This window comes from Agrobacterium albertimagni AOL15 (assembly GCF_000300855.1).
Taxonomy (GTDB): domain Bacteria; phylum Pseudomonadota; class Alphaproteobacteria; order Rhizobiales; family Rhizobiaceae; genus Allorhizobium; species Allorhizobium albertimagni.
This window is the reverse complement of sequence record NZ_ALJF01000002.1, coordinates 431,833-457,880: the sequence shown is the minus strand read 5'-3', so window position 1 is coordinate 457,880 and position 26,048 is coordinate 431,833. Positions and strand designations below refer to the sequence as shown.

The following is a 26,048-nucleotide window of genomic DNA, read 5'->3' as shown; positions in this document are numbered from 1 at the left end:
CAGGGGCCACTCGCTGGTGTGCTCAAGCCGACTGGTATTCTTTCGACTTGAAGGTGAGGTGCGCCACGTTCCTGGGCGCATCCGAAATCTTGCGGATATTGCCCCAGGTCTGCTTGTAGTTCGGGATGATCAACTCGTTCGTCCCGGCACTGGTCACATTGCCCTGCACGCCGGTCGGGAAACCGAACAGCATGAAGGTTTCGCCGCGGCGTGCCGTCGGTGTCGGATAGGCCATGGCCTGGGTTGCGCCGGCATCATTGTAGATCTCGACGAGGTCGCCCTCCTTGAGCCCAGCTTCGGCCATGTCCTCCGGGTTCATCTCGATGAACGGATAGGGAAAACGATCCATGACGAAGTCGTTCTCCTGATCGAGATAGGCGGATTGCCAGACGACATTGGCACGGCCGTTGTTGATCAGATATTTGTGGTTATCCTTCTGCTGCTGCTTGCCCGGTGCCTGCAGCCCGCGCCACGGCGCATCCATGAAGCGCGCCTTGCCGTCGTCGGTCGAGAACACGCCGTCGGTGTAGAGCCGCTGGGTGCCCGCGATCTTGCCGTCGGCAAAACTGGTGGCCGGCTCCTGGAAGCCGTTGGTGCCCATGGCGCTCAGCCGTTCATAGGTGACGAATTCGCCGCCATGGGCGTGTCTGTTGTAGCCGTCCATGAAGGCGTCTTCTTCGGTCTGCCAGTCGAAGCCCTTGAACTGGCCGGCATAGGTGGCGTCACCCATCTCGGTCAGCACGCGTTCCATGGTGTTTGCGAGACGCGCGGCAATCAGGCAGTCCGGCATGGACTGGCCGGGCGGATCCATGTAGCGCTCGGTCAGTCGCATCCGCCGCTCGCCGTTCATCGACGTCAGGTTCATCTCGCCCGAGGTGGCCGCCGGCAGGATGACATGACAGGCCTCGCCGATCTTCGTCGGGATGATGTCCATGTTGACGGCGAACAGACCACCCTGGTTGATCGCAGCGACAATGGCGTTCACCATGGCCTCGCGGTCACCGTAGGGGGCCGCACTCATCGCATCCTTCACCATGTCGGTGCGCTTCTTGTAGACGCGCTTGAACTCGTGGGCGTTGAGCGTAGTCTTGTAGTGGTCGCAGCCCCAGATGTGGTGCACGCCGCCCTGTCCACCGATCAGCAACTGGTCGACATAGGCCGCCGGTCGACCGACATGGGCGTCGGAGGGGCGCACATACCCTTCCTGGTGCCCGCCGAGGCGCACGACGCCGCCGCCGGGACGACCGATATTGCCGGTGGCCAGCGCCAGGTTCACCAGGGCGCCGTTGGTGCGGTAATTGTCATTGCCCCAGATCAGGCCCTTCTCGTAGCCGAACATGACGCGTCGACGCTTTCCACCCTCCTTCGGCATGGCGATCCATTCGGCTGCCTTGATGATCTGGGCGGCATCGAGCCCGGTGATCTCCGCAGCCTCTTCGATCGACATGCGGCAGCCTTCGACGGCGTCCTCGAAGCTGGAGAGGTGCCCCGGATTGCTCTCGGACACGCCACGAGCCGGATAGAGCGGCGGCCGGGTCGTCCCTTCGCGCAGCGTCGACTTGTCGATGAACTCCCGGTCGACCCAGCCCTTGTCGGCGATATAGGTGAAGAGCGCGTTGAACAGCGCAAGGTCGGTTCCCGAATTGATCGCCAGATGCAGGACGTTTTCTGCGCCGGCAGTCTCCTCGCAGGCATTGACGGTCACGGTGCGGCGTGGGTCGACGATGATGATCCGGCCAGCCTCGTGCGGCTCGTCCGGCATGAGTTCATTCTTCTTGCCAAGGCTTTCCCCGCGCAGGTTCGGGATCCAGTGATTGAGGAAATAATTGGTCTGGGTCTCGAGCGCATTGGTGCCGACGGCGACGATCGTGTCGGCCAGTTCGGCGTCCTCGTAGCAGTTGTTCAATTCGCCGACGCCCATGTCGCGGGTGCCGTGAACTTCGGAATTATAGGCCGGGCGATTGTGGATGCGGATGTTCTTGACCTTCATGGCCTCGAAATAGAGCTTGCCCGTGCCCCAGGTGTTCTCGTAGCCGCCGCCTGCACCGCCATGGTCGAAGGCAGACACGATGAGCGCATCTTCGCCCTTTTCCTTGATGATCTTCGCCGTCACGCGGGCGACGAGATCGAGCGCATCGTCCCAGCTCGTCGGCTGCATCTGTCCGTAGCGCCAGACGAGCGGATCGGTGAGGCGTTGCTGCTGGGTGTTGCGGGCTTCGGAAAAACTCGTCTCCGCCATGCGGGCGCCGCGCACGGAACCGAGACCGGAATTCACCACGCAGTCGTGGTCCGGCTTGATCACGACATGAACGTCGCGGCCATCCTGTTTGACGACATTGTACATGGACGGCGAATACCAGGCGTCGGTTTCCGCCTGCTGCTGTTCGGACAGATCGACGCCGAAGACGTTGTTTTGCGGATCCGTGCCGCCCTGTTTGTTGATCGGCCAGGTATAGGCGTGATAGCCGCAGCCGACGATGCAGAAGTGGCAGGTGACATTGTGCTTTTTCGCGTCCGCGGGAATGATCGGCAGACGGTCGATGTGACGTTTGAAGGCCATGATCTTCTTCCCCTTATAACACGTTGGACAGACGGCCGTAGAGCAGCTCGTCGACGCCTTCGGCAAAGATGTCGCCATTGTCGGCGACGCGGAGCACGTATTGCGGCAGGTTCTGCGTCGCCTGGCCCCAGACCTGCTGGCCACCCTTTTCAGGATCGAACACGGAGAAGTGGCCGGGACAGTTGAACGTCTTGTTGTCTGCGGAATAGCTCAGCGGAAATCCCTTGTGAGGACAGATGGTCGAAAAGCCGACGATGTCGCCGTCAGGACCGACGCCACCTTCGACACGGGTGCCTAGTTTCAGCAGCACGCCCGTAGCATCCTCGTCGGGATAGGCGACGTCGAGCGGTTCGTTCAGCGTCAGTTCCGAGATGTTCGCAAGACGATTGGCGGGATAGTCTACGCCGGCTGCAGCCGTGGCAGCTCTTGCATGCGGCGCACCGACGCCCGAGACGGCGACGGTTGCACTTGCGGCCGCAAGCGCCCCTCCGCGCAGGAACTGGCGCCGACCAATATCGACCATGTTTCGACAGCGTGACATGTGATCCTCCTCCATTGGATGTCGAAGGAATGTCTGCAATCACCGTGCCAGACGTCAGTGCTTTGGGTTTTCAGGCATTTTTACCTTGCCAAGTCAGGCAAACGTTCAAGAATTGGAACAGGCGCCGTCGGCTGATGTTCAACTATCTGAACATTCGCTTGTTTCTATCCCGAAGCGGGTCATCTTCCCCCAGAGCGTGGTGCGGGAAATGCCGAGCCGTCTCGCAGCTTGGGAGATCTGCCCGTTGGTCGCGCCAAGGACCCTGAGGATCTGGCGACGTTCGGCAGCCTCTCGCGCATTGGCAAGCGTCTCGATCTGCGGGGTATCGAATGCGGTTACGACGTCGGGGAAGATGTCCGCCGGCATCAGAAGCAGATTTTCCGAGAGTGCGGCTGCTCGCTCCAGCCGGTTTCTAAGTTCGCGGGCATTTCCGGGCCAACCGTGCTCCAGCATGGCATCTTCCGCGAGCGTACCGATGCCGCGAACGCGGGTATCCCGGATCTCCATGATCTCATCGAGAAAGCGGTGCGCGAGCCACAAAATGTCTTCCTGGCGTTCGCGCAGCGGCGCAATTCTGACAGGCAGGGCGGAAAGCCGGAAGAAGAGGTCCTTGCGGAAACTGCTGCCATCGGCCCCGATGGCCTGATGGGTCGCACAGACGATGCGGGCCTTGAAGGGGAGCGGCGCCTCGCTGCCGACCCGATGGAAAGTGCCATCCTCGATGAGGCGCAGCAGCTTGGCCTGCAGATTGGCCGGCATGTCGCCGATCTCGTCGAGAAACAGGATGCCGTCGCCGGCGCGTTCGGCATACCCGCGATGAAGCTGGTGGGCGCCGGTAAAGGCCCCCTTTTCGTGACCGAAGAGTTCACTCTCCAGCAACTCTGCGGGGATCGCTGCGCAGTTTACGGCGATGAAGGGTGCAGATTTTCGAGTGGATATCTGATGCAGGAAGCGGGCGCTGACTTCCTTACCGGTGCCTGTCTCACCCTGCAGGAGCACCGGCAAGGGATGAGATGCATAGCGTTGCAATACTTGCTCGACATTCCGCATGGCACTGGAGATGCCGAGCGTGCCACCGGAGGCGAGCTGTTCCCGGCTCCTCAGGCTCAGGGCCACCCGTTCAAGGAACGCCGCCATGTCGAACGGCTTGGTGATATAATCGACCGCGCCACTGCGCATCAGACGAACTGCCTGGTCGATGTCTCCATATCCGGACATGAAGAGAAAGGGCGCTGCCGTTTCGCGACTTGCTTTGCGGAACACTTCTTCGCCATTCATGTCGGGGAGGCGGATATCGCAGACGATGAGGTCGAAGGCGTCGGGACAGTCGATGAGTTCGCGAACTGCCTGCTCGCCCTTTGTCCACCACTTGACCCTATGTCCCTCAATGGTGAGGCGGTGCTGGAGTGACTCACCCATGATTGGATCGTCTTCGAGGATGGCAATACGCCCCGTATCATGCGGCATGGCTTGTTTCCTCCCCAGGAAGCGAAATCGGCAGATGAAGTTCGATAATCGTCCGACGGTCTTCGCTGCGACGAAGTTGGATATGTCCGCGTGCGTCTTCGACCATCTTGCGCACCATCCACAGACCGAGGCCGCCGGCCGATTGTGCTGCTGGCCACGGTTCGGATGAGACGAGTACGCGTGCTGCAGCGTCAGGCAGGCCTGGCCCACTGTCAGAGACGGACAGGATCAGTGTGGAGTGGTCGTCCTCAATACGCATCTCTACCGATATGCTGCCGTTGTTGCCAGCGGCAGCGCTCGCGTTCAGAACCAGATTAAGCAGCGCCTGGCGAACTGTCGAGCCGGAGAGTACGGGAAGGACGATATCCGCCGTATTGCTCATCCAGGTCAGCGTCTGCTTGCGTCCGGCAACAACCGGGCCGGCCAGGAGGCGAACGTCGTCGAGATCTTTCAGAACCAGCGGGCGGCCGGTGCTATCCGGTCGATAGGTCGCAAGCGCTGCCTGCACCACGTCACGGATGCCTGCCAGACCCCGCTCGAGAAGCGACAGGCTGGTGCCGCGCACAGCCTCGTTTGCGCCGTGCTGCTTGAGCGTGTCGATCGAGTTGAACAGGCCGCCGAGCGGATTGTTGATCTCATGCGCCATGCTGGAGGCGAGCCGGCCGAGGCTTGCGAGCTTTTCCTCTTCCGCCAGACGTCGGGTGAGAGCGCTTCTCTCCCGTTCCGCTTCGACCAGGGCGTTGAAGCCGTGGAACAGGTCCCCGAGTTCGCCGTTGCGGCGTGGAAACTCGGCGAGGGGGATCGTGTTGGGCGTTCCAGTCGCGCTGGCGCGCATGTGCTGCGCGAGAGTGGTAACGGGCTTGACCATGCGTCTGGTCAGCACATAGCCCGTCGCCGCAAAGACGAGCGCCAGCAAGGCATTCGTCGCGAGAAGGGTCTTGAGGACCTGATATCGTTCGGCGACCAGATGGGAAATGTCGAAGGAGGCATGCACGGTCCCGATGGTTTTTCCCTGATAAATGAGTGGCCGGGTCCCGAAGCCTGTGTCCGATTGCCAGTCAATGCGGATGTCGCCTGACGCGTTGCGATCTGAAAACGCGTCCGGCAGGGCTGAAAGCACGGGGATCTTGCGGGGGTCGCTGGAAGCCAGCACCAGGCCATCTCGTCCGATCACCACCGTCTCGATCGGGGAGACGGCCTGGAACATCGTGCGGGTACGGTCGAGCAGATCATAGGTTTCCCAGACGTCCTGCCGAAGCACAGCTGGAATAAGCACCGTCGACAGGCCGTCGAAATAGGTGCCGGCGACCCCGTTCAGATGCTGCTCCTGCATGTCGTTGAGGCGATTGAGAACACGTTCCGAGATGATCAAGCTGACGACCATCATCAGTAGGGCCACCATGGCCGGAACCCTGACGGTCAGCGGAATGATCCTGATGCGTTCAAGAAGGCTCATCCGAGCCTCCGCACGCGTTCCATGTTGGCAGCGATGCTGTCGTAACTTTCGGCCGTGGTTTCGACAAAGCCGTCGAGCTGCAACTTGGCAAGCACGGAGCGTCCGAGAACGTCCTGGTTCATGTCCAGGAGGGCGCTTCTGATCCTGGCGACCGCCTGGCTCTTCCTCTGTCCTGCGGCGGCTGCCACCGGTGGGAAGCCGTGCCAGCCGGATCTGACGAGCACCCGGGTCTTTGCGACCAGTTCCGGTTCAGTTGTTTTCATGACCTCCCAGACATAGCCGTCGACACTGCCGGAATCGGCAAGGCCCGAGGCTACCGCCCGGATCACATTGCGATGCCCATAGGTGAAGAAGGATTTGCGGAAGAAGGTTTCTTCCGACACGCCGCGCTCGGCAAGATAGGTCTTGGTGACGAGATACCCAGAATTGGAATCGGGATCGGAAAAAGCGTGAATGTCCCTTTGGCAGTCTTCGAAGCCTGAGATGTCGCGGTCCTGCCCGACAATGAGGTAGGACTGGTAAACCGGCCTGCCACGCCAGAGCGGTGTGGCGACCAGTTCCAGTTCGTCGCGGAATTTCATGAAGGGAAAGCCGCAGATCCAGGCGGCCTCGAGATTGCCAGAGACCAGCAGTGCCGTGACTTCCTGATAGGTGCGCTGGGTGACGAGCTGCACCTCCTCCCCGATGGCTCGGGTGAGATAGGCCTGCAGTTCGTCGAGAACCTCAAGGTCATTTGACAGAAACACGGGCGTCAGGCCGAAGCGGATGACGCCAGGCCGAAGCACCGTAGAAACGATTTCGCTCTGCGCATCCGACGCCGCAAGGCCGACCGTCGCCATGGCGCCGCCGATCAGGGTCCTGCGCGAAATTTTGTGCTCCGCTGGACGCTGATAGCGCCGTGCGTCTGGATCCGACACCGATTGTTTCTCCCATCGGGCTCGCTCCCAGAGCCTCAGGTCAGAATATTAGACCGGTGTCGTCGATTGTCCAACCTGCAATGGTCGCGCAGGCTTGCGACGGCCCTCGGCTGCCCGTCAGCGGGCCTGCATGAACAGCGGCAAGACGATCTGGGCGACACCGAGAAGCAGGATCAGCGCGAACAGCGCCAGTTTCCATTGGGGGATGTCGTGATTTTGCGGACGCATCGGTACACCTCCTTTGCCTCTGGGACGGAAGGGTCGACGGTTTTCGCCATTTCTGCAAGCAATTTTTGCCCGCTGGGCGATTTGAGCATGTGTTGGTGAACCGACTTCCTCCCGTATCTTTCGTCCTTTTTCGCCGTCGTGAGCACGTTCCGCCTGCGACATCTCGTCCGGAAAGTGATTCACTTGATCCCTTATGTTGCATTAAGATGTATCTACGAATACATGTTTATGCGCATAAGCGCAAAAGGTATCACGTGATCATGTCCTCCCTGACGGCTCTCGCCGAGCCGACCCGAATGGCAGTCGCTCTGATCCTTTCGGATGGATCAGAGCACTGCGTCTGCGAACTCATGAGAAGGCTTGATGTAACGCAAAGCCGGATGTCCCGGCATATGCAAACATTGAAACAAGCCGGTCTGGTGATCGACCGACGCAACGCGCAATGGGTGCGCTATCGGCTCAATCCGGCGATGCCGTCTGAGATCAGGGCGGTTCTCGACGCAGTCATCACTGCTGCAAGGGCCGAAGAGAGGATCGCTGCATGAGCCTGAATGCTTCCAGTCCCGTTCATCCCTACAGCCCGAACTGGCTTTGGCATGTAGCTGTTCTGGCCTTCGTCCTCGCTTGGTACGGCGTCTATGGGCTGTTAATCCCGTTTTCCGAATGGATCACGGCGCTCTTTCCCGTCGCGCGCCACAGCCATACTGGCGAGGCGATCGCCTTCTTCTTCTACGACGTGCCCAAGGTGATGATGCTTCTGACGCTCATCGTCTTTGCCATGGGTGTGGTGCGAAGCTTCTTTTCACCGGAACGCACGCGTGCGCTGCTCGCCGGCAAGCGGGAAGGCGTCGGCAATGTCATGGCGGCCTCGCTCGGCGTGGTCACACCCTTCTGTTCCTGTTCGGCGGTGCCGCTGTTCATCGGCCTGGTCTCGGCCGGGGTGCCCTTGGGCGTGACCTTTTCCTTCCTGATCTCGGCGCCCATGGTGAACGAGGTGGCGCTGGTACTGCTGTTCGGCCTCGTTGGCTGGAAGGTGGCGGCGACCTATTTCGCTTTCGGCCTCGGTGTTGCGATCATCGCCGGCTGGATCATCGGCCGACTGCATCTGGAAGGCTGGCTGCAGGACTGGGTGCGGGACATCCATTCGGGCGCCACGGCTCCGACGGTTACGGAAGGCGCGCGTTTGCCGATGGTCGATCGTTACCGGCTCGGCATCGTGGCGGTGCGCGAGATCTTCGCCAAGGTCTGGTTCTGGATCATTCTCGGTATCGGTATGGGCGCCCTGATCCATGGCTATGTGCCAGAGGATCTCATGGTCTCCATCATGGGGGCGGATCAGTGGTGGTCGGTGCCGGCCGCCGTGGTAATCGGCATCCCGATGTATACCAATGCGGCCGGGGTCATTCCGATCGTCGAAGCGCTTCTCGGCAAGGGAGCCGCACTCGGTACGGTTCTCGCCTTCATGATGAGCGTGATCGCGCTTTCCCTTCCCGAAATGATCATCCTCAAACAGGTGCTGACCCTGAGGCTCATCGCCGTGTTCATCGGTGTCGTCGGGTCGGGCATTCTCGCCGTCGGCTTCCTGTTCAACCTCCTCTTCTGATGTTCGAGAAAGGCAATCAAAATGGAAATCAAGATCTTGGGTCCGGGCTGTGCCAAGTGCAAGACAACGGTCGATCTGATCGATCGTGTTGCGAAAGAGACGGGCAAGGATGTCACCCTCGAAAAGGTCGAGGACATGCGCCAGATCGTCGGATACGGCGTCATGTCGACTCCCGGTGTCGTCGTCGGCGGCAAGGTCGTGCATACTGGCTCCGTGCCGACGCGCGATCAGGTTCTGTCCTGGTTGGGATGAGTGGATATCCGATGAATGAGACCGTAAAGAAGGATCTGGCGGAAGCGCGCGAGGTCTGCCCGACCACATCGGAACGCCTGCTCAGGGAAGGCGCGCTGCTTGTGGATGTGCGCGAGCCGGACGAGGTCGCCCAGGTCGGATTCGGTGGTGGCGAGGTCATCAACATTCCCCTGTCGGAATTCGAGGCGCGCTGGCGCGAAGTGCCGCGTGACCGCGACGTCATCCTCGCCTGCGCCGTCGGGGAACGGAGCCTCAAGGCGACCTATTTCCTGATGTACCAGGGATACGAGCGCGTCGCGAACATGCGCCCCGGCATAGGCCGATGGGCGGAACGCGGTTTCCCGATTACCGGCTCGGCTGAAAACGTTTCGACCACCGAGGCGGCTTCCACCTGCTGCGGGAGCGCATAGAACGGTTGCCGCGGAGATGTCTGTGGTCAAGGTGAAGGGACCGGGAGCGGGCCAGCCGCTTTCTGCTGACAAACCTTGGTCCGGCCACCAGGGTCGTCATGCGGATGACCATCCAATCGAAGAGGAAGAGGACGATGCTGGAATATCATGTTGCGGCCCGTAGGATCGACAGTCACGGATCGGAGGCGGCGACGAAACAGGCGACAATCATCCTCGACACCGACATGGCTGGCCGCCCGGACGCCTTCAATCCCGCCGAGATGTTGCTCGCAAGCCTGGCCGCCTGCATTCTCAAAGGTGCAGAGCGGGTGATCCCGATGCTCGATTTCGATCTACGCGGGATCGAAGTCACCTTGCACGGCATCCGACAGGAGAGCCCGCCCCGGATGGTGCGGATCAACTATGACATCGTCGTCGAAACCGACGAGACTGACGCACGGCTCGACCTGCTGCACCGCAATCTTCAGAAATACGGCACGATCTACAACACTCTGGCCGGCGCGACCGAACTGGTCGGCAACATCAGACGAAAAGAGTGAACTCTTGGCCCATGATCATGCCCACACGCATACGCCGCCGACCGATCTCGGTCCCGCCTTTCGCTGGGCTGTCGGTCTCAATACAGCCTATGTGATCATCGAGGCAACGGCGGGGCTCCTGACCGGTTCGCTTGCCCTTCTGGCCGATGCGGCGCACAACCTGACGGATGTTGCCGGCCTGCTGATCGCCTGGGGTGCAGCAGTGCTGGCAAAACGTGTCGGCACCGCCACCTATACCTTTGGCTATGGCCGCGCGACCATCCTCGCTGCCATGCTGAATGCGATCGCCATCCTGATCGGAGTCGTCGTGGTCATCTGGGAGGCAGCGCAGAGGTTTCAAAGCGCGGTCGAGGTGCCGGGCCTGACCATTCTCCTTGTGGCTTTGGTGGGGATCGGGGTGAATACCGGGTCGGCGCTCCTGTTCATGACATCCCAAAAGCAGGACCTGAATGCCAAGGGCGCCTATCTGCATATGGCCGCCGACGCGGCCGTCTCGGGCGCTGTCGTGCTGGCTGCTGCCGGCATCATGCTGACCGGATGGTCATGGCTCGACCCGGCCGTGGCCATTGCCGTCAGTCTGCTGATCGCGGTGACGGCCTGGCGCCTGCTGCGCGCGTCGCTTCTGCTCGAACTCGACGGAGTACCCGCAACGGTCGACAGACAGGCCGTCGCCGACTGGCTGGGCGCACAGACGGGTGTCAGCCATGTGCACGATCTGCACATATGGGCCCTCTCTACCACACGCACGGCGCTCGCGGTGCATCTCGTCTGGGATGGATCTGACCCCGATGCCTTTCTCGACCAAGTCACGGATGAGTTGGAGCAAGCCTTCGGGATTGCCCATGCGACCGTGCAATTGGAACGCAGGCCCTGCGAACGGGCAGGGATCTGCCTTGCTGTGAGATAGGTGCCGGGACTGGTAGCAAGTTGCGCAAAGCCGTTAGGCTAGCACCTTGATGGTTGCGTGGCAGACTGGATGGCCACCCGATGGCGCTGTTTGCCAGAACATCGTCAAGGAATACACCAACGGTTCGTCGCGAGGTGAGGTCGTGACCGCGGGCGCTGTCACCGCCCTGTCACGTGAGCGACCTATAGGCATGTTAAACCTCAACAAAGGAGACGTGTTGTGACCTTTTCCATCACCCGCCGCCAAACCCTCGCAGGCCTTGCTGCTACCACCTCCCTGCTGGCCGCGCCTGGCTTGCTGCGCGCCCAAAACAAGACGGTGTCGGTCTACACAGCCTTTGCTGAAGCGGTAAACGCACTCGCTCCCGGTTTCACGGCTGCCACCGGCTTTGCGGTTGAGACGGTCGCAGCAGGATCTGGTGAGTTGATCGCGCGGGTCAAGGCGGAGGCAGCGCGCCCGCTAGGTGATTGCGTAATCTCGATCGGCGGTGAAGGCATCGATGCCAGCCCGGACATTTTCCAGGCCTATACGCCGAAGGGGTCTGAGGCTGTGCGCACAGATATCAAGCTCAGTGATCTCTGGGCTCCCTTCTCGGTGACGGTGCCCGCAGTGCTAGCCGTGAACACCACCCTGGTGTCGGAGTCAGATGCTCCCACGTCGTGGGCAGAGCTCGCGGACCCCAAGTGGAAAGACAAGATTGCCTTTGCCGGCGCGGACAAATCTGGCTCCGCGCTGATCCAGATGCTGCAGATCATCCATACCGCCGAGACGGATGAAGCGGGTTGGGCATTGTTCGAAACCATGTTCCCCAATTTCATCGTGACCGGCAGCTCGAGCGCCGTGCCGCGTGGCGTTGCGGGTGGCGAATACGCGATCGGCCTCGTGCTGGAAGACGGTGCGCAACGTTTCATCGAGGGAGGGGCCCCAGTTCGCATCGTGTATCCGAAGGAGGGCGTCACACTCTCGTCGGACGCCATGGCGCTGATCAAGAACGGGCCGAATCCCGAAGGTGCTCAAGCATTCCTGGACTATATCACCTCGCCGGAGGGCCAGTCGGTAATCGTCGGTGAGTTCGGTCGCCGTCCGATCCGTGACGATGTCGGTGCGCCGAAGAACGTCCCGGTCGCAGCGGAGCTCCCGGTCAACAATCCGGATCCGGCCTGGGTGCGGATGGCGACGCCGAAATACAAGGACATGTATCTCGAACTCGCCCGCCGCTGAGGCCATTGTGGTGCACGGCATGACAGTCAATGATGAAGAGGCGGCTGCTGCCGCCTCTTCGTGCCATCTGCGCATCGACGCCGTTTCGGTCGCATTCGCCGATCATCACGCGCTGAAGGGAATAGATCTCAACGTGAAGCGGGGAGAGCTGGTTTCCTTGCTCGGTCCGTCCGGTTGCGGCAAGACGACTCTGCTGCGCTGTATTGCCGGTTTCATCACGCAGAATGCCGGTTCCGTTCGTCTCAATGGTCGTCCGGTGGACGGTGCCCCGCCACACCGGCGGAATTTCGGCATGGTGTTCCAGAATTATGCGGTGTTTCCGCATCTGTCGGTCGCGGAGAACGTTGCCTATGGATTGCGGGCTCGTGGTGTGTCCTCTTCGGAGCGCGGCCCCCGCGTCGTGCAGGCGCTTGAGCGGGTGCAGCTTGCGCATCTGGCGCATCGTTTTCCAGATGCCCTGTCGGGCGGCCAGAAGCAACGTGTCGGCATTGCCCGGGCACTGGTGATCGAGCCCGATCTCCTGTTGATGGATGAACCTCTGTCCAATCTCGATGCAAAGCTCAGAGTGGAGATGCGTCAGGAAATTCGGCTGATACAGCGAGAGCTCGGGATCACCACGCTTTATGTGACGCATGATCAGGACGAAGCAATGTCGATCTCAGATCGTGTGGCTGTCATGGATCGCGGCGTGATTCAGCAGGTCGCCCCGCCTGAGGTCATGTTCGAGGACCCGGCCAACGCCTTCGTTGCGGACTTCATCGGGGGGTGTAACTGGGTTGACGCGGAAGTGGTCGGCCCGCCGCAAATGCCTATTCTGCAGATCGCAGGTGAGGATCCGCTTTTGCTGCCGTCTAAGACCATTACGCGCGGGCCGGTCCGGGCAGGGATACGCGCCGAGGATATTCATGTCGTTCGCGAGGACGTGCCGGGCCTTTCCGCTCGGGTCCTCGTTCGTTCCTTTCTCGGATCCCGCACGCGGCTTCGGACGGAAACACAAGGCGGGATGCGGATGGATGTCGAGGTTCCCTCCGGCGCGGACTGCCCCCGAGAGGATCAGGTTCTGCGTCTTGGCGTTCTACCGGACAGTATCCGACTTTACGCGCTTGAAGACGGGCGGCGCCTCGGATGATTGTCAGGGCGTTTACGGATGGCGCAATGCGGAGGCTGCAGGCATCGGTCACTGACCCATGGTCTGTGCTGGCCGCCCTCAGTCTGGTATTCCTTCTGATCTTCGTCGCACTGCCGCTTGCCGAACTGGCGAAGCAGGCCTTTATCGGCCAACGTAGCGGTGTCTTCGGTCTGGAGAATTTTTCGACCTTCTTCAGCTCGGGTTTCTTTCGTCGGGCCTTGTTCAACAGCCTGGTGACCTCGGCCTTGGCGACACTTCTGGCGCTTGCGCTCGGTCTGCCCTTGGCCTTCATGTTTGCCCGATATGCCTTTCCGGGCAAACGGTGGATCGAGGTGGCGATCCTATTATCGATGCTGTCGCCGCCTTTTGTCGGTGCCTATGCCTGGATCATCCTGTTCGGGCGATCGGGCTTCGTGACCCTGTTCGCCCGAGACCTTGGCCTCAATCTGCCAACAATCTACGGCCCCTACGGGATCGCGCTCGCCTCGGCTTTCAGCCTCTTTCCGCTGGTCTTCCTGGTCGTGCGCGGTGCCTTCATGCGTGTCGACATCGGTCTGGAAGAGGCCGGAGCCAGTCTCGGCCGGCCGCCCTGGCGTGTGGCCGCAGATGTGACCTTGCCCTTGGTCATGCCGGCCATCACGACTGCGGCGCTGCTCGTATTTCTAGGCGCCATTTCGGACTTCGGAACGCCGGCGATCCTGGGTGAGGGCGACCGTTATCCCGTGCTCGCTACGCTCGCCTATTCGCTCTACATTTCCGAGATCGGCGCCGAGACCGGCATGGCCGCAACCACCTGCATGCTCCTGGTATTGATTGCATTCGGGCTGGTATTCGGTGCGCGGTTCCTGGCAACCCGGCGGCGTGTGGCCAACGACATGGCGCCCACGCGTGCTCTTCGCCACCTGTCGCCGAAAGGCGGGCGGTGGATGGCGATTGGAGTGTCATTTTTCGTCGCCATGACGAACCTTCCCCTGATCGTTGTGCTAGTTTCGTCCGTTCTGGAAGTGCGGGGGGTCGTGTTTCAGCCGGTATTAACCGTCGACAATTACACCCGCGCATGGGCAGTCATGGGGAGTGCGCTGAGTAACAGCCTGATGTTTGCCGGCACCGCGCTGGTGGCAACGGTCATTCTTGGTACGGCTTTGGGCTACTATGTCACGCGGCGGACCGGGCCGCTTGCGCGCGCAATCGATCTTCTGGTGATGATACCCTATGTGGTACCGGGCACTGTGATCGGGATCGGCTATGCGCAAGTGTTCAATGGCCCTCCAATATTTCTGACTGGGACGGCGACAGTCATAGGTATCGTCTATCTGGTGCGGCGTTTGCCCTACATGACGCGGGCGGCCTCTTCTGTGGTGTTCCAGATCGATCAAAGCCTTGAAGAGGCGTCGCAGAATCTTGGCATGCCGCCGGCACAGGGGTTCGCCCGCATCATGGTGCCATTGATGCGGCCGGCGATCCTGGCTGGCGCCGCGATTGCTTGGGTCGAGATATTGAACGAGCTTTCGGCTTCGATCGTCCTTTACACCGGCGCTACCCGCACTTTGCCGATTGCAGCCTATCAACAATCGCTGGGTGGTGATGTCGGTATCGCTGCAGCCTATGCAGCCATGCTGGTCGGTGTGACGGTTGTCGCGCTGCTGATTTTCTTCATGGCGGGGGGGCTGCGCGAAGATCGCGGTTTGGCTGCATTGTAAACCCTTACCCGCCATCGATCGGACGCTTTAATGCGTCGTAGAGGCGGGTAAAATCCGGGTCTCGCTGATCCTAGCGAGACGGTATTGCGGCATTGATGACGGCCTGCAACGTGGCGAACACGTTCGGGGCTGCGCCCAGCACCAGGCCTCCGGCCGGGTCGGCCGTCACTGGCAGTGTGTGCCCGCCGGCCTCATCGATCATGAGCAATCCTGCAAGGCAGTCCCAAGGGTTCATGTGCGGTTCGTAGTAGCCGCCCAGGCGACCCGCTGCGACGAGTGCAAGCATGAGCGCACCGGACCCATTGCGGTAAAACATGCCTCCGGCTTCCATGAGGCCGGAAACGACCAGTCCCACATGTGCCGGATCCGCACGGTGGCTGGCCCCGATGGCGACGAGGCTGTTGTCGATCCTGTATGCGGGATCGCAACGGAGCGCTACGCCATCGACAGACGCCCCTTCTCCGCGGACCGCTGTGAATGTCTCGTTTCCGCACGGATGCACGGTAACTGCAGCAACCGTCTCGCCACCCTGCACCAGGGCAATCACGACGCACCAGTGGGGCAGCCCGGCTAAGAAGGCGGAGGTCCCGTCGATCGGGTCGATTACCCATAGGAAGCCGCTATCACCTGACTGGCCGCCTCCCTCTTCGCCGAGCAAGGCATCATCGGGAAATGCTGCTCCGATGCGCGCACGGATCAGGTCCTCGACCTCACGGTCCGCACGGCTGACGATGTCCTGTGGCGTCGCCTTCGCCTCGACCACCAACTGATTACGATTGCGGAAATGGTCGAGCGCCAGCGCGCCGGCTTCGGCGGCCACAGTCGAGGCGAGACGGAAGCGGTCACGAACATCATCAGTCATGGAAAAAAACGACTCCTCAAGCGACGCGAAACGCGTCTTTGGATGAAATGACAAGGGAAACACTTTCGCCGACTTGGAAACGGGGTTCGGCAATCGAACGCGAAACGAGGATCTCGCCGGCTTGAGCGGCAATCACGTATTCCATGCGGCTTCCCAGATATGTGGCGCTCAGCACGTGGTCGCTTCCACCCCGCGAGAGTAGTATCCGTTCGGGCCTGATCGAGAGCGTTGCCTTTCCGCTCTGGCCGCCGATATCGAGGTGAATTCCGGGTGCGCTAAACTGGCCTTTCAAAACTTCGCCCTCAATGAGGTTTGCATCCCCGATAAAGTCGGCAATGAAAGGCGTCTCCGGACGTTCGTAGAGATCGGCAGGGGTCCCGACCTGGGCAATTGTGCCCCGGTCCATGACAACGATCCGGTCGGATACCGCGAGTGCCTCCTCCTGATCATGGGTCACATAAACGGCCGTCAGGCCGAAGCGACGCTGAAGCGCGCGGATTTCCTCACGTACCTTGCGGCGGAGCTTCGCATCTACATTGGACAGGGGTTCATCGAAGAGGATGACGTCGGGTTGCTGCACGATGGCACGGGCCACAGCGACCCGCTGTTGCTGTCCTCCGGACAATTCTGCCGGCAGGCGATCCTGCAATCCGGCCAGGCCGACCTGATCGAGAATTTCCAGCGCTCGCGCATGCGCTTCGGACCGCCTTGTCCCACGGATTGCCGGACCATAGGCCACATTCTCCAGCACCGACATATGCGGAAACAGGGCATATGACTGGAAGACCATGCCGACATTGCGCTCAGACGCAGGCGCCCGACTGACGTCGCGCCCGGCGATGAAGACCTGCCCTTCGCTGGGAAGCTCCAGTCCTGCGATGAGCCGTAGCGATGTCGTCTTGCCGCAGCCCGAAGGCCCCAGGAAAGTCACAAGCTCTCCCTTTGCAATGGAGAGGTCGATGCCGGCGACAGCGGTCGCACTGCCATAGCGTTTTACCACGCCGCGAAATTCGATAGCAATGTCACTCATACTATTCCTGTCCTGTCGGATTGCCTGCCTGTACAAGGGCTGATCTTCGCCCCAGAAGCCGCCGTCCGACGGCGAGGTTCATTAGTGCCACGCAAGCCGCCATGACCAGCATCAGGACGGTCGAATAGGCGATTGCCAGGGCAAACTCGCCGCTCTCGACGCGCCCCATGATATAGGCGGTGGCCATATTGTGCCGCGCCGAGACGAGGAAGATGACAGCCGACACTGCCGTCATGGCGGTTACGAAGGCATAGACCAAGGCAGTGAAGATTGCCGGCTTGATCAAGGGCAGCACCACGTCGCGGAGTACCCGCCCGCCGCCTGCCCCCATTGTCTGGCTTGCCTCCTCCATGCTGCGGTCGATCTGTGCCAGGGCCGCGATGCCCGCCCGCATGCCAACAGGCATATTGCGAAAGACAAAGCAGATGACCAGGATCCAGAGCGTTCCCGTGATGTCGATGGGGGGCACGTTGAAGGCCGCAATATAGCTGACGCCTACCACGGTTCCCGGAATCGCAAAGGACAGGAGGGTGCCGAACTCGAACGCCCGTTTTCCAGCAAAATCCTGCCGGGCGATCAGCCATGCCGTCAGTATGCCGATGCCCATGGTCAAAGGTGCAGACAGTGCGGATACCCAGAGCGTGGTGATCATGCTGTCCCAGGCGGAGCCGAAGAGCTGTACACCACGTTCGTTGATCTCGAAGGAAAAGGCCGTCCAGAGATGCCCGAAGGTTGGCGACAACTCCATCCGGGCGATGTCCTTGACGAAACCTCCAGCCAGAACGATCGCATAGACGCCGACGGTGAAAAGCACAAATGGCAGGACTGCCGCCACCGCCAGCCACTTTATGACAGGCGGCACGGGGGCAATCAGGCCGGCATCCGATTTGCCCGTGACTGTGACATAGCTCGCGCGGCCCAACCAGCGTGTCTGCACCCAGAAAGCCGCGACCGTCAGCGACAGAAGCAGCACGGACAAGGTGGCAGCCTGGCCCAGGTCATATTGCGCACCGACTACGGCGAAGAAGATCTTAGTGGAAAGAACGTCAAAACTGCCGCCCAGTACAATCGGATTGCCGAAATCGGCCAGGCTTTCGATGAAGGCGAGCAGGAATGCGGCAGCGAGCGCGGGTCGCAGCAGCGGCCAGGTTACGGTGCGAAACGTGGTCACGGGTCGTGCGCCCAGCGTCGTCGAGGCTTCTTCCAGCGTCGGGTTGATCGCCTCTAAGGCGGACAGGATGACGAGGAACGTGACCGGGGCAAAGGCGAGAACCTGCGCCATCAAGATGCCCGGAAGGCCGTAGATCCATCGTGTGGGTCGGATCCCGAACCACTCTGCGATCTCAACGGTGACGATGCCGGTTCGACCGAAAAGGACGATGATCGCCACCCCGACGACAAAGGGCGGCGTTATGATTGGGAGGATAGAGATCGCGCGCAAGGCACGCTTCATGCGAAAATCAGTCCGCGCCACGAGAAGCGCCAGTGCGAGCCCGAGTGCCGTGGCAAATGCTGCAGACAAGATACCCAACAGCAACGTGTTGATCACCACGCCGCAGCGTCCAGCGCCGGTAATGCAGCCGAGCGTCCAGAGATCGTCAGCGACAAGCCGGGCGATGAAAGGTGCCGCAGAGATGGAACCGCTTGGCGTGATGAATGCGGCGGACATCAGTTTCAAGATCGGAAAGAAAACAAAGAGGGTCAATGCGGCGACTATGCCGATGATAGAGAAGGCGGCAAAGCGCTCTCCCCGGCAGAACCCGCGAGAGGCGAGAACTTCGGCAAGCGTGCCCGTCAGAGCCAGACCTGCAAGCCAGGCTCCCCAGCCAAATCCCGGCTGTCCCTCGGCTGCCATCGGGAACAACATTTCCAGTCCCGGCAAGACCGGTCCGCGCAGTCCCACACCGAAGCCTTGCAGAAAGAGCCAGGCGAAGCCCATGCCGACCAAGACGGGGGTTGCGGCATGAATGCGCCAGTCCTTTGTCATCACGGTGAGAGCAGCCAAGACTGCAGCGATCACCAGCAGCGGCAAAAGCCAAACCCGGCCCTCCATGCCTTCTGCCAGGGCAGTCGAAAATGCGGCCCCGCCCTTGTACCAGGGCAGGGCCAACAATGCCGCCAGAAGCAGAAGGGGCCAGCCGAGGCTGGCCCGTCCTTTAAGCGTCTGGATCACTTCGGAAGTGCGCCGATTTCGGCATCCCAGCGTGCGAGCAGGGCGTTGCGCACTTCGGACGAGCCGTATTTGGCGAAGTCGTAGTCGATCAGCTTGATTTCCGAGAGCTTGGGCGCTTGCGGCGGTGTCGCAGCCTTCATGTTCGACGGAACCTGGAAGCTCTTGGCTGTCGCACCGACTTCCTGAGCCTTGGCGGAGAGGGCCCAGTCATACCAGATCTTGGCTTCTTCAGGGTTCGGGCCGCCCTTGATCAGCGACATCGAGCCGACTTCGTATCCGGTACCTTCGCAGGGCGCGACGGTGACAATCGGGGCACCTTCGACGGTCTGGGTCACGGCATCATGCATGAAGACGATGCCGATTGCGCTTTCGCCGGTGGCTGCAGCACGGATCGGAGCAGAGCCGGACTTGGTGTACTGGTTGATGTTGGCATGCAGTTCCTTCAGGTAGGCGAAAGCTTCGTCTTCGCCCATCAACTGCACGAGGGTGGCCAGCATGGTGTAGGACGTGCCGGACGAATTGGGGTTTGCGACCTGAATATCGTCCTTGTAGCGAGCGTCGAGCAGATCCTTCCAGCAGGCCGGAGCATTCTCTGTGACCATAGTGGAATTGTAGCCGAAGCCGAGCGCACCCGCATAGATGCCGACAGTCCGGTAGCCTGAGGTCTCGGCCTGGCTGACGGCCCAGGGCTGCAATTCCGCCAGGAGAGGCGAACGGTATTCTTCCGTCAGGCCTTCCTGTGCGGCCTGGAGATGGGGGTCGCCAGTGCCGCCCCACCAGACGTCGCCACGCGGCTGGCCTTCCTCGGCCTTGATCTGTGCGTAGGTTTCGCCAGAGGACTTGCGGGTCATCAAGACGTTGATGCCAGTGTCACGCGTGAATGCTTCCGACTGAGCGCGGCACCATTCCTCGCCGACCGTGCAATAGAGGACGAGTTCTTTTGCCTGGGCAATCGTGGTTGCCGGCAACAGGGCCATGGCCGTCGCGGCAAGCAATGTGAAACGGTTGATCATCATGTAGTTTCTCCTCATGTGGCGCCTTGGTGGCGACAGTCTGTGGGCGTTGCGAGTGCATGCCAGGTATCTGGCAGCCGAGCCGGCCAGTTCAGGGGCGCCCCGGCGCCGCCCTCCCCAAATTGGGGGTATGGCTAACCAGCCTGTGTAACAGCGGCATGACAGGGTTCGCATGCGAGCATGAGGTCCGGTTCCGGGAATTCAGCAAGAGACGCTATCTTTGGTGGTCGGCGATGGGGTATCAGAGCGAGCCATCGATCTTCGGCGACCCCATCAACCCAACGAGGCGGCACCAGATGCACAGATTTCCGGCACCTCATCTGTCTCGACTGGACTTTCCGGACGCTGGCGGCATCGCGATGATGCAGTGCCCCGGGCGAGCCGGAAACTTGGTCGAGGAGGTTGCCGCGTTGAAAGCGACGGGCGTCGACCTCGTGCTCAGCCTGATCCAGGACACAGAATATCCTGATCTTGCAGCCTTTGCGGCGGCGATGGACCTCCACCGCCTCGAATGGGTCAGGATGCCCTTGGTGCCCGGCGGGGTTCCGGGCAACGTAGATGAGTGGCCCGACATACGCGCAAGGCTGATCGTTAGAATCGCTAAAGGTGGCGTTGTCGCCATTCATTGTTGGGGAGGGCTCGGCCGAACGGGTGTGGTCGCAGCCGACCTGCTGATGGCCTTCGGCTTCACTGCTGACGAGGCCATTTCGCATGTTCGTGAAGTCAGGCCCGGAACGATAGAGTCCCAGGAGCAGGAGCTCTGGATAAAGCGGGGAAATTCTGACGGAGTTCGATGACACGCCGGCGAGTTTCGATGGGTGACCGAAGTGCCGCCTGTCTCAATCTTGCAGGAAAATTTCCCGGTACGCCCAGATGCTGCCATCCCCGCCTTTCGACCTATCGAAGGAGACCGTTTTTCAAGCGCCCGCGCGCGCATGTGACCACTTCCCTTTGGCGTGCGCGCCTTATTGACGGCCTCTAAATCGACAGGTGACCAATGTCCGTAAATCCCCTTGATGTGATCCTGATCGGAGCCGGGCAGGCAGGTCTTGCGTCTGCCTATTATCTGCGGCGGGCCGGTATCGATTTCGTCATGCTCGATGCCGAAGAAAGTTCCGGAGGCGCCTGGCGGCATGGCTGGAACTCGCTTCGGCTGTTTTCCCCCGCCTCCTTCAGTTCTTTGCCGGGATGGTTGATGCCGGCAAGGAGCGCGACGAGCTATCCTGGTCGCAACGAAGTGATCGACTACCTCTCGCGCTATGAAGCACGGTATGGGTTCAGGATTGAACGACCGGTTGTCGTCACATCGGTTCGCCAGATCGATGGCTGCCTGGAGGTCGTGACAGACAAGGCGCGGTGGCACGCACGGGCAGTCTTGAGTACGACTGGTACCTGGCGAAAACCGTTCATTCCCGACTATCCCGGTGCCTCTGAATTCAAGGGACGTCAGCTTCATTCGGCCGATTATGTGTCGGAGCAGCCGTTCGTTGGCCAGCGCGTCGCGATCGTCGGCGGAGGCAATTCCGGCGCACAGATACTTGCGGAGATTTCGAAGGTCGCGGAAACGGTCTGGGTCACACCGCAAGTGCCGGTGTTCCTTCCGGACGACGTCGACGGCCATGTGCTGTTCGAGAGAGCCACCGCCCGGGTTCTTGGCAAGAAGGACGGTTCAGAGCCCGGCGGGCTGGGGGACATCGTCATGGTGCCCTCCGTTCGCGAGGCGAGGGAACGCGGGGCGCTCGGATCGGTACGACCGTTCACCCATTTTGATGTAAATGGTGTCGTGTGGCGGGATGGCACGAGAACCGACCTCGACGCGGTTATCTGGTGCACGGGGTTTCGATCTGCGTTGGACCATCTTCGCGACTTGGACGTCGTGACGGAAGACGGCAAAGTGGAGGTCAATGGAGGACAATCGATCAAGCAGCCGCGTCTTTGGCTCGCCGGCTACGGCAACTGGACAGGCGCGGCGTCCGCGACTCTGCTCGGAGCGGGCAGGGCTGCGAGAGACATGATCCCGCGGCTCGTTGCGTCTGTACGAAGAGGGTAACGTAGTCCTCGTCGTGGACTGCGGAGTTCCAAAATTCCGCCTTATCCCGCAACAGGCGAGTTTGGCGCTCTTGACGCGGTTTTTATACAAGTCTCCGTGTGTTCAGGCCCCCGCGACCAATCCCTTCTCCACACTACGTGGTTCTTTCCTTGCGCCAGTGGCACAGTAGGTGGTCGGCTACCTATTTGGTGTCGATCGTCAATTGAAGGCCGTGCCAGCCCGCATATTTATCGCCCGTCTCGCGAACGTGTGTATATCGCTTGAGGCTGATCCATGAACGGTGCCCGCTGACTGCAGCCACATGAGGGATATTCCACCCCATCTCAAACAGCCGTGAAATGCCTTCGTGACGCAGGTCGTGAAAGCGCAGATCGTCGATGGCCAACAACTTGCAGGCTCGGGTAAAATTCGCGGAGATGGCGTCGGTGGAGTAGGGAAAGATCTCTGACTTACTCTTTGGCATGCTGCCGATGATCTGGACCGCCTGATCGGGAAGGTCCACCCAGGTATGATTACCGATCTTTTCTCCTGGATGCTTCATATCGCGAACGAGGACGCGTTTGTGCTCTCTCTGAAAGTCTTTCCATCTGATCCGCGTAATTTCCTCCTGACGGCGGGCCGAAAACAGTGCGAAAGCTATGACTTTGTGCATTGGCATTGACTGTGGGGCTTTATTCCGCCGTTCAATGAAATGGCCGATCAGACGATCCAGTTCCTCCAATGTGGGCCTTCGATCGCGTTGTGCTGACCGGGTTATGATACCCATCCGACGGGCAACCTTGACAGCGTCCCTCATCTCCTGCTCGTCGAGCCGATAGCCCCACATCGGCCGCGCGATCGCGAAGATTGCAGCGAGATGGCTGGCGTAGTTTCCGACGGTCTGTGGCTGTGCCGTCAATGACTGCAGGAATTCAACGATGTCTTTCGATTTGATGGAAGAGCAGGGCATGTTGGCGATCTCGTAGTTCTTGATCGCAGTTAGGACCTGCGCTTTTGTGCGACCAATCTCCTTGACGGTCTCCTCGATGTAGCGGTCGATTACCTTGGTCAACGTCGTCGGATCTTCATTTTTAGATTTGGCGACTGCCCCTGGTTTGGAGAGTTCCCGTTCGCGTTTTGAAATCCAGGCTGCGGCCGCAGGACGTCTGTCAAAGGTCTCGGTCTCGTGATAGGCTTCACCATCCCGCACAACCCGCACTCGTGCCATGTAGCCGATACTGCCGTCCTTGCGCTTGCGAGCGGTGATTGTGCCCATAGCCGTGCCTCAGTTGGTACATGAAAAACGATAATTGGTACATTGTACCAAGTCTAGTACCAAAATGGGCGGAAATAACGCAGAACGAGCGTAAACGAGACGATGAAGAAAGTGCCGTAAGTGTCTGTAAAAAAACAAAATGCCAATTATTTCAAGGCTCCCGTTTTCGCCGTTGCGCCGATGATCGACTGGACGGATCGGCATTGCCGGTTCTTCCACCGGCAGCTTTCGGCCCGCGCGCTGCTCTATAGCGAGATGGTGGTGGCCGATGCGATCATTCATGGGCCGCGGGAGAAGCTCCTGTCGTTCAACGGCGAGGAGCATCCCGTCGCGCTGCAGCTTGGCGGGTCGGATCCGGCAAAGCTGGTCGAGGCAGTGAAGATTGCTGCCGATTACGGCTATGACGAGATCAACCTGAATGTCGGATGCCCGTCGGACCGGGTGCAGTCGGGGACCTTCGGGGCTTGTCTCATGCAGACGCCGGAGGTTGTCGAAGCCTGTGTCGCGGCCATGAAAAAGGTGGCGACGGTGCCGGTGACCGTCAAGTGCCGGATCGGGGTGGACGAGCAGGAGCCGGCCGACGTGCTTCCCGATTTCCTCGCCCGGATGATCGGGGCGGGGGCGGATGCAATCTGGATCCATGCCCGCAAGGCCTGGCTGAAGGGCCTGTCGCCGAAGGAGAACCGAGAGATCCCGCCGCTCGATTACGAGCTCGTCTATCTGATGAAGCGGGAGAACCCGGATGTTTTCATCGGCATCAATGGCGGTATCACCGATCTCGACCAGGCGGTTCAGCATCTCGCGGTCATGGACGGCGTGATGCTCGGGCGCGCGAGCTATCACAATGCGACGCTTCTGACCGAGGTCGATGCCCGGATCTATGGTGAAGCGGCCGTCTCGGTCGACTGGGACCGGGTGCGCGATGTGATGATCGGCTATGCGGAGCGGGTGGTGGCGTCGGGCGGGCGGCTCAACCATGTCACGCGGCATATGGTCGGGCTGTTCCAGGCCTATGCGGGGGCTCGGCGTTACCGGCAGATCCTGTCGTCGGAGGCGACGAAGCCGGGTGTATCGCCGGACCTGATCGCCGAGGCTTTTGCGGCGGTCGATATCACGGGCGGGCCGAAGACACAGGGTGCTTCGGGGGCGTCTGCTGCGGCCGAGTAAGGTCTAGCGCGGCTTTCCGGCGTTTTTCAGGCCTGAAAGCGAGAATGGCGTCCCGGGGGACGCCATTCGAAAACTTTAGATCAGGCAGCCTGGATGTTGACGGCCTTGGGGCCCTTGCCCATGCGGTCCGGCTCGGTGTCGAAGGTGACCTGCTGGCCGTCCTGCAGGGTCTGCAGACCCGAAGCCTGGAGCGCGGAGATGTGGACGAATACGTCCTTCGCGCCGCCTTCCGGGGTGATGAAGCCGAAGCCCTTGTCCTGGTTGAAGAATTTTACGGTGCCCTTGGTGGCCATGGGGATAGTCCTTATTCCCGTGTTGTCGTCTGCGCCGCGGCCGGCTGACCGGAAGCGGCAAGGTAAAGTTCCGCCGAAACGGAACCGTCGAGGGATCGCGATAACGGGGAAAGAACGTCTACCGGCGGGAGAAGGCCCCCAAGGACCGCGCGGGCGGTCGATACAAGTCAGTCCAGTCTCCGGGATCATTTGTGCCCGAACAGCGTAAGAGGTAGGGACATTTCGGAATCTTGGCAAGTATGAAAAGTCACAGTCTGGCCGACAAAATCGCAGCAACGGGCTGAATTCCTTGAGATTTAATGGGTGGTACCGTTTCCATGTTCCATGCGCGCGCCCAAGGCCCTCGTGCGGGCCGCCCGGTTCGTGACCGGGGACAGAGGTTTGTTCCGTCTTGAAGCAGCCGCCATCCGGGGGTAGGGGAAGGGTGGCTGGGCGCGGGAGTGTGTGAGTATGGCAAAGACGGGTGCCGCAGTGATCGACCCTTACGATGTCCTGGGCGTGGCCCGCGATGCCGACGAGGCCGCCATCAAGGCCGCCTATCGCAAGGTGGCGAAGACAGCCCATCCGGATGCCGGTGGCGATGCCGAGGCCTTCGCCAAGATCTCCGCCTGCTATGAACTCCTGAAGGATCCCGTGCGCCGCCGCGTCTTCGACGACACCGGCTATGATCCGCAGCTGGCCGAGCCCACCGACCTCAAGGGGCTGATGGTGCTGGAAACGCTGATCAACGACATGATCCTCGACGAGCGCGAGCCCGGCTCCTTCGATCCGGTCGCGGGGCTGCGCCGCAAACTGACCGACGATATCCTGAAAGCCCGCTTCCACATTCTCGAGCTGGAGCGCCACCGGGCGCGGGTGCGGAAGCATCTCGACCGGCTCGGCCGGCGGCCAGAGACGGACGTGCTGGGCTCGATGCTGAGGGCGCGGGCGCAATCGATCACCGACGCGATCAAGTCCGCGGAAGTGCAGATCGGCGCGATCGAGCGGGCCTATTCCATGCTCGAGGGCTATTCCTACGAGATGGAGCCACTGCCTGTGGACGTCGAGGCCGAGGAGCTGCCGAAGGCGGCGGAATAGGCGCGGAGCGTAAGCTCCGTTTGACATTTTTTGTTCGACAACCTGACGAAACACAATTGTCGTGGAGAAGCTGTCAACGCCCGTTGACAGTGATCTATCGTCTTTTAGTGTTGCGACATACTCCGGTGAACTGGCCCTCGTTGAAGGCAGTATCGGCACTGTCACCCCAGTAGACCTGGCATGGCATAGCATGGCATG

The 26,048-nt window shown here is 60.8% G+C and carries 24 protein-coding genes; 13 read left to right on the top strand and 11 right to left on the bottom strand.

Annotation, left to right across the window (positions count from 1 at the left end; genetic code table 11):
* Positions 1-22: 22 nt before the first annotated feature.
* The 5 genes from QWE_RS02985 to aioX form a co-directional block, all read right to left on the bottom strand.
* Positions 23-2,560 (bottom strand): arsenate reductase (azurin) large subunit, encoded by a 2,538-nt coding sequence (locus QWE_RS02985; protein ID WP_006724592.1) that lies wholly within the window; start codon positions 2,558-2,560, stop codon positions 23-25.
* Positions 2,561-2,573: 13 nt separating this feature from the next.
* Positions 2,574-3,101: an arsenate reductase (azurin) small subunit gene (locus QWE_RS02980; RefSeq protein WP_193353699.1), complete on the bottom strand. Its 528-nt coding sequence runs from the start codon at positions 3,099-3,101 to the stop codon at positions 2,574-2,576.
* A 138-nt stretch (positions 3,102-3,239) separates the two neighbouring features.
* A complete protein-coding gene (gene aioR / locus QWE_RS02975) occupies positions 3,240-4,568 on the bottom strand; it encodes an arsenic response regulator transcription factor AioR (protein WP_006724590.1) in 1,329 nt (442 codons plus the stop codon).
* Positions 4,558-6,024, bottom strand: coding sequence for a sensor histidine kinase (locus QWE_RS02970; RefSeq protein WP_006724589.1), 1,467 nt, complete (start codon positions 6,022-6,024; stop codon positions 4,558-4,560). Before QWE_RS02970 ends, aioR begins: the two co-directional genes overlap by 11 nt.
* Complete coding sequence (gene aioX, locus QWE_RS02965) at positions 6,021-6,941, bottom strand: periplasmic arsenite-binding protein AioX (protein WP_006724588.1); 921 nt, start codon at positions 6,939-6,941, stop codon at positions 6,021-6,023. Before aioX ends, QWE_RS02970 begins: the two co-directional genes overlap by 4 nt.
* Positions 6,942-7,465: 524 nt before the next feature.
* Between aioX and QWE_RS02960 the strand changes: the two genes are divergently transcribed.
* From QWE_RS02960 to QWE_RS02920, 9 genes are all read left to right on the top strand, one after another.
* Complete coding sequence (locus QWE_RS02960) at positions 7,466-7,714, top strand: metalloregulator ArsR/SmtB family transcription factor (protein ID WP_240532491.1); 249 nt, start codon at positions 7,466-7,468, stop codon at positions 7,712-7,714.
* Positions 7,711-8,772 (top strand): permease, encoded by a 1,062-nt coding sequence (locus tag QWE_RS02955; RefSeq protein WP_006724586.1) that lies wholly within the window; start codon positions 7,711-7,713, stop codon positions 8,770-8,772. Before QWE_RS02960 ends, QWE_RS02955 begins: the two co-directional genes overlap by 4 nt.
* A gap of 21 nt (positions 8,773-8,793) precedes the next feature.
* Positions 8,794-9,024 (top strand): thioredoxin family protein, encoded by a 231-nt coding sequence (locus tag QWE_RS02950; RefSeq protein ID WP_006724585.1) that lies wholly within the window; start codon positions 8,794-8,796, stop codon positions 9,022-9,024.
* Between the two features lie 11 nt (positions 9,025-9,035).
* Positions 9,036-9,434 (top strand): rhodanese-like domain-containing protein, encoded by a 399-nt coding sequence (locus QWE_RS02945; RefSeq protein WP_006724584.1) that lies wholly within the window; start codon positions 9,036-9,038, stop codon positions 9,432-9,434.
* 134 nt (positions 9,435-9,568) lie between these two features.
* Positions 9,569-9,973, top strand: coding sequence for an OsmC family protein (locus QWE_RS02940; RefSeq protein ID WP_006724583.1), 405 nt, complete (start codon positions 9,569-9,571; stop codon positions 9,971-9,973).
* Between the two features lie 4 nt (positions 9,974-9,977).
* Positions 9,978-10,880 carry a cation diffusion facilitator family transporter gene (locus QWE_RS02935; RefSeq protein WP_006724582.1) on the top strand — a complete coding sequence of 301 codons (903 nt, stop codon included), beginning with the start codon at positions 9,978-9,980 and terminating at the stop codon, positions 10,878-10,880.
* Positions 10,881-11,099: 219 nt separating this feature from the next.
* Positions 11,100-12,101 carry an extracellular solute-binding protein gene (locus tag QWE_RS02930; protein ID WP_006724581.1) on the top strand — a complete coding sequence of 334 codons (1,002 nt, stop codon included), beginning with the start codon at positions 11,100-11,102 and terminating at the stop codon, positions 12,099-12,101.
* A 19-nt stretch (positions 12,102-12,120) separates the two neighbouring features.
* The gene (locus QWE_RS02925) at positions 12,121-13,230 is read left to right on the top strand and encodes an ABC transporter ATP-binding protein (protein WP_006724580.1); all 1,110 of its coding nucleotides are present in this window, start codon (positions 12,121-12,123) and stop codon (positions 13,228-13,230) included.
* Between the two features lie 26 nt (positions 13,231-13,256).
* A complete protein-coding gene (locus tag QWE_RS02920) occupies positions 13,257-14,930 on the top strand; it encodes an ABC transporter permease (protein ID WP_006724579.1) in 1,674 nt (557 codons plus the stop codon).
* Positions 14,931-15,000: 70 nt separating this feature from the next.
* Here the strand turns inward: QWE_RS02920 and QWE_RS02915 are convergent, their stop codons facing one another.
* Genes QWE_RS02915 through QWE_RS02900 form a run of 4 tightly spaced genes read right to left on the bottom strand, consistent with a single transcriptional unit; the run spans position 15,001 to position 20,011 of the window.
* On the bottom strand, positions 15,001-15,792 hold the full coding sequence (locus QWE_RS02915) for an inositol monophosphatase family protein (RefSeq protein WP_006724578.1): 792 nt from the start codon (positions 15,790-15,792) through the stop codon (positions 15,001-15,003).
* A gap of 16 nt (positions 15,793-15,808) precedes the next feature.
* On the bottom strand, positions 15,809-16,822 hold the full coding sequence (locus QWE_RS02910; protein WP_006724577.1) for an ABC transporter ATP-binding protein: 1,014 nt from the start codon (positions 16,820-16,822) through the stop codon (positions 15,809-15,811).
* A gap of 1 nt (position 16,823) precedes the next feature.
* The gene (locus tag QWE_RS02905; protein WP_006724576.1) at positions 16,824-18,995 is read right to left on the bottom strand and encodes an ABC transporter permease; all 2,172 of its coding nucleotides are present in this window, start codon (positions 18,993-18,995) and stop codon (positions 16,824-16,826) included.
* Positions 18,992-20,011, bottom strand: coding sequence for an ABC transporter substrate-binding protein (locus QWE_RS02900; protein ID WP_006724575.1), 1,020 nt, complete (start codon positions 20,009-20,011; stop codon positions 18,992-18,994). Before QWE_RS02900 ends, QWE_RS02905 begins: the two co-directional genes overlap by 4 nt.
* 155 nt (positions 20,012-20,166) lie before the next feature.
* On the opposite strand from QWE_RS02900, the gene QWE_RS02895 reads away from it, so the two are divergent.
* Together QWE_RS02895 and QWE_RS02890 are read left to right on the top strand one after the other, a co-directional pair.
* On the top strand, positions 20,167-20,805 hold the full coding sequence (locus QWE_RS02895; RefSeq protein ID WP_006724574.1) for a phosphatase domain-containing protein: 639 nt from the start codon (positions 20,167-20,169) through the stop codon (positions 20,803-20,805).
* Positions 20,806-21,005: 200 nt separating this feature from the next.
* Positions 21,006-22,058, top strand: a complete 1,053-nt coding sequence (locus tag QWE_RS02890) for an ArsO family NAD(P)H-dependent flavin-containing monooxygenase (RefSeq protein ID WP_006724573.1) — start codon at positions 21,006-21,008, stop codon at positions 22,056-22,058.
* A gap of 181 nt (positions 22,059-22,239) precedes the next feature.
* Here the strand turns inward: QWE_RS02890 and QWE_RS02885 are convergent, their stop codons facing one another.
* Entirely contained in the window at positions 22,240-23,313 is a 1,074-nt protein-coding gene (locus tag QWE_RS02885) for a site-specific integrase (RefSeq protein ID WP_006724572.1), read from the bottom strand.
* A gap of 120 nt (positions 23,314-23,433) precedes the next feature.
* On the opposite strand from QWE_RS02885, the gene dusA reads away from it, so the two are divergent.
* Entirely contained in the window at positions 23,434-24,480 is a 1,047-nt protein-coding gene (gene dusA / locus QWE_RS02880; protein ID WP_006724571.1) for a tRNA dihydrouridine(20/20a) synthase DusA, read from the top strand.
* 80 nt (positions 24,481-24,560) lie between these two features.
* On the opposite strand, the gene QWE_RS02875 is transcribed toward dusA, so the two are convergent.
* Positions 24,561-24,773: a cold-shock protein gene (locus tag QWE_RS02875; protein WP_006724570.1), complete on the bottom strand. Its 213-nt coding sequence runs from the start codon at positions 24,771-24,773 to the stop codon at positions 24,561-24,563.
* A 450-nt stretch (positions 24,774-25,223) separates the two neighbouring features.
* On the opposite strand from QWE_RS02875, the gene QWE_RS02870 reads away from it, so the two are divergent.
* Positions 25,224-25,850 carry a J domain-containing protein gene (locus QWE_RS02870; protein ID WP_006724569.1) on the top strand — a complete coding sequence of 209 codons (627 nt, stop codon included), beginning with the start codon at positions 25,224-25,226 and terminating at the stop codon, positions 25,848-25,850.
* The last annotated feature ends 198 nt before the right edge of the window (positions 25,851-26,048 follow it).

What these genes read in the sequence shown, in the direction of transcription:
- aioR (WP_006724590.1), bottom strand. Translation starts at nt 4,568, where the DNA reads ATGCCGCATGATACGGGGCGTATTGCCATCCTCGAAGACGATCCAATC.
- QWE_RS02900 (WP_006724575.1), bottom strand. Translation starts at nt 20,011, where the DNA reads ATGATGATCAACCGTTTCACATTGCTTGCCGCGACGGCCATGGCCCTG.
- QWE_RS02950 (WP_006724585.1), top strand. Translation starts at nt 8,794, where the DNA reads ATGGAAATCAAGATCTTGGGTCCGGGCTGTGCCAAGTGCAAGACAACG.
- QWE_RS02940 (WP_006724583.1), top strand. Translation starts at nt 9,569, where the DNA reads ATGCTGGAATATCATGTTGCGGCCCGTAGGATCGACAGTCACGGATCG.
- QWE_RS02985 (WP_006724592.1), bottom strand. Translation starts at nt 2,560, where the DNA reads ATGGCCTTCAAACGTCACATCGACCGTCTGCCGATCATTCCCGCGGAC.
- QWE_RS02945 (WP_006724584.1), top strand. Translation starts at nt 9,036, where the DNA reads ATGAATGAGACCGTAAAGAAGGATCTGGCGGAAGCGCGCGAGGTCTGC.
- QWE_RS02885 (WP_006724572.1), bottom strand. Translation starts at nt 23,313, where the DNA reads ATGGGCACAATCACCGCTCGCAAGCGCAAGGACGGCAGTATCGGCTAC.
- QWE_RS02925 (WP_006724580.1), top strand. Translation starts at nt 12,121, where the DNA reads ATGACAGTCAATGATGAAGAGGCGGCTGCTGCCGCCTCTTCGTGCCAT.
- QWE_RS02960 (WP_240532491.1), top strand. Translation starts at nt 7,466, where the DNA reads ATGGCAGTCGCTCTGATCCTTTCGGATGGATCAGAGCACTGCGTCTGC.
- QWE_RS02870 (WP_006724569.1), top strand. Translation starts at nt 25,224, where the DNA reads ATGGCAAAGACGGGTGCCGCAGTGATCGACCCTTACGATGTCCTGGGC.
- QWE_RS02920 (WP_006724579.1), top strand. Translation starts at nt 13,257, where the DNA reads ATGCGGAGGCTGCAGGCATCGGTCACTGACCCATGGTCTGTGCTGGCC.
- QWE_RS02875 (WP_006724570.1), bottom strand. Translation starts at nt 24,773, where the DNA reads ATGGCCACCAAGGGCACCGTAAAATTCTTCAACCAGGACAAGGGCTTC.
- QWE_RS02890 (WP_006724573.1), top strand. Translation starts at nt 21,006, where the DNA reads ATGTCCGTAAATCCCCTTGATGTGATCCTGATCGGAGCCGGGCAGGCA.
- QWE_RS02970 (WP_006724589.1), bottom strand. Translation starts at nt 6,024, where the DNA reads ATGAGCCTTCTTGAACGCATCAGGATCATTCCGCTGACCGTCAGGGTT.
- QWE_RS02910 (WP_006724577.1), bottom strand. Translation starts at nt 16,822, where the DNA reads ATGAGTGACATTGCTATCGAATTTCGCGGCGTGGTAAAACGCTATGGC.
- QWE_RS02895 (WP_006724574.1), top strand. Translation starts at nt 20,167, where the DNA reads ATGACAGGGTTCGCATGCGAGCATGAGGTCCGGTTCCGGGAATTCAGC.
- QWE_RS02980 (WP_193353699.1), bottom strand. Translation starts at nt 3,101, where the DNA reads ATGTCACGCTGTCGAAACATGGTCGATATTGGTCGGCGCCAGTTCCTG.
- QWE_RS02955 (WP_006724586.1), top strand. Translation starts at nt 7,711, where the DNA reads ATGAGCCTGAATGCTTCCAGTCCCGTTCATCCCTACAGCCCGAACTGG.
- QWE_RS02915 (WP_006724578.1), bottom strand. Translation starts at nt 15,792, where the DNA reads ATGACTGATGATGTTCGTGACCGCTTCCGTCTCGCCTCGACTGTGGCC.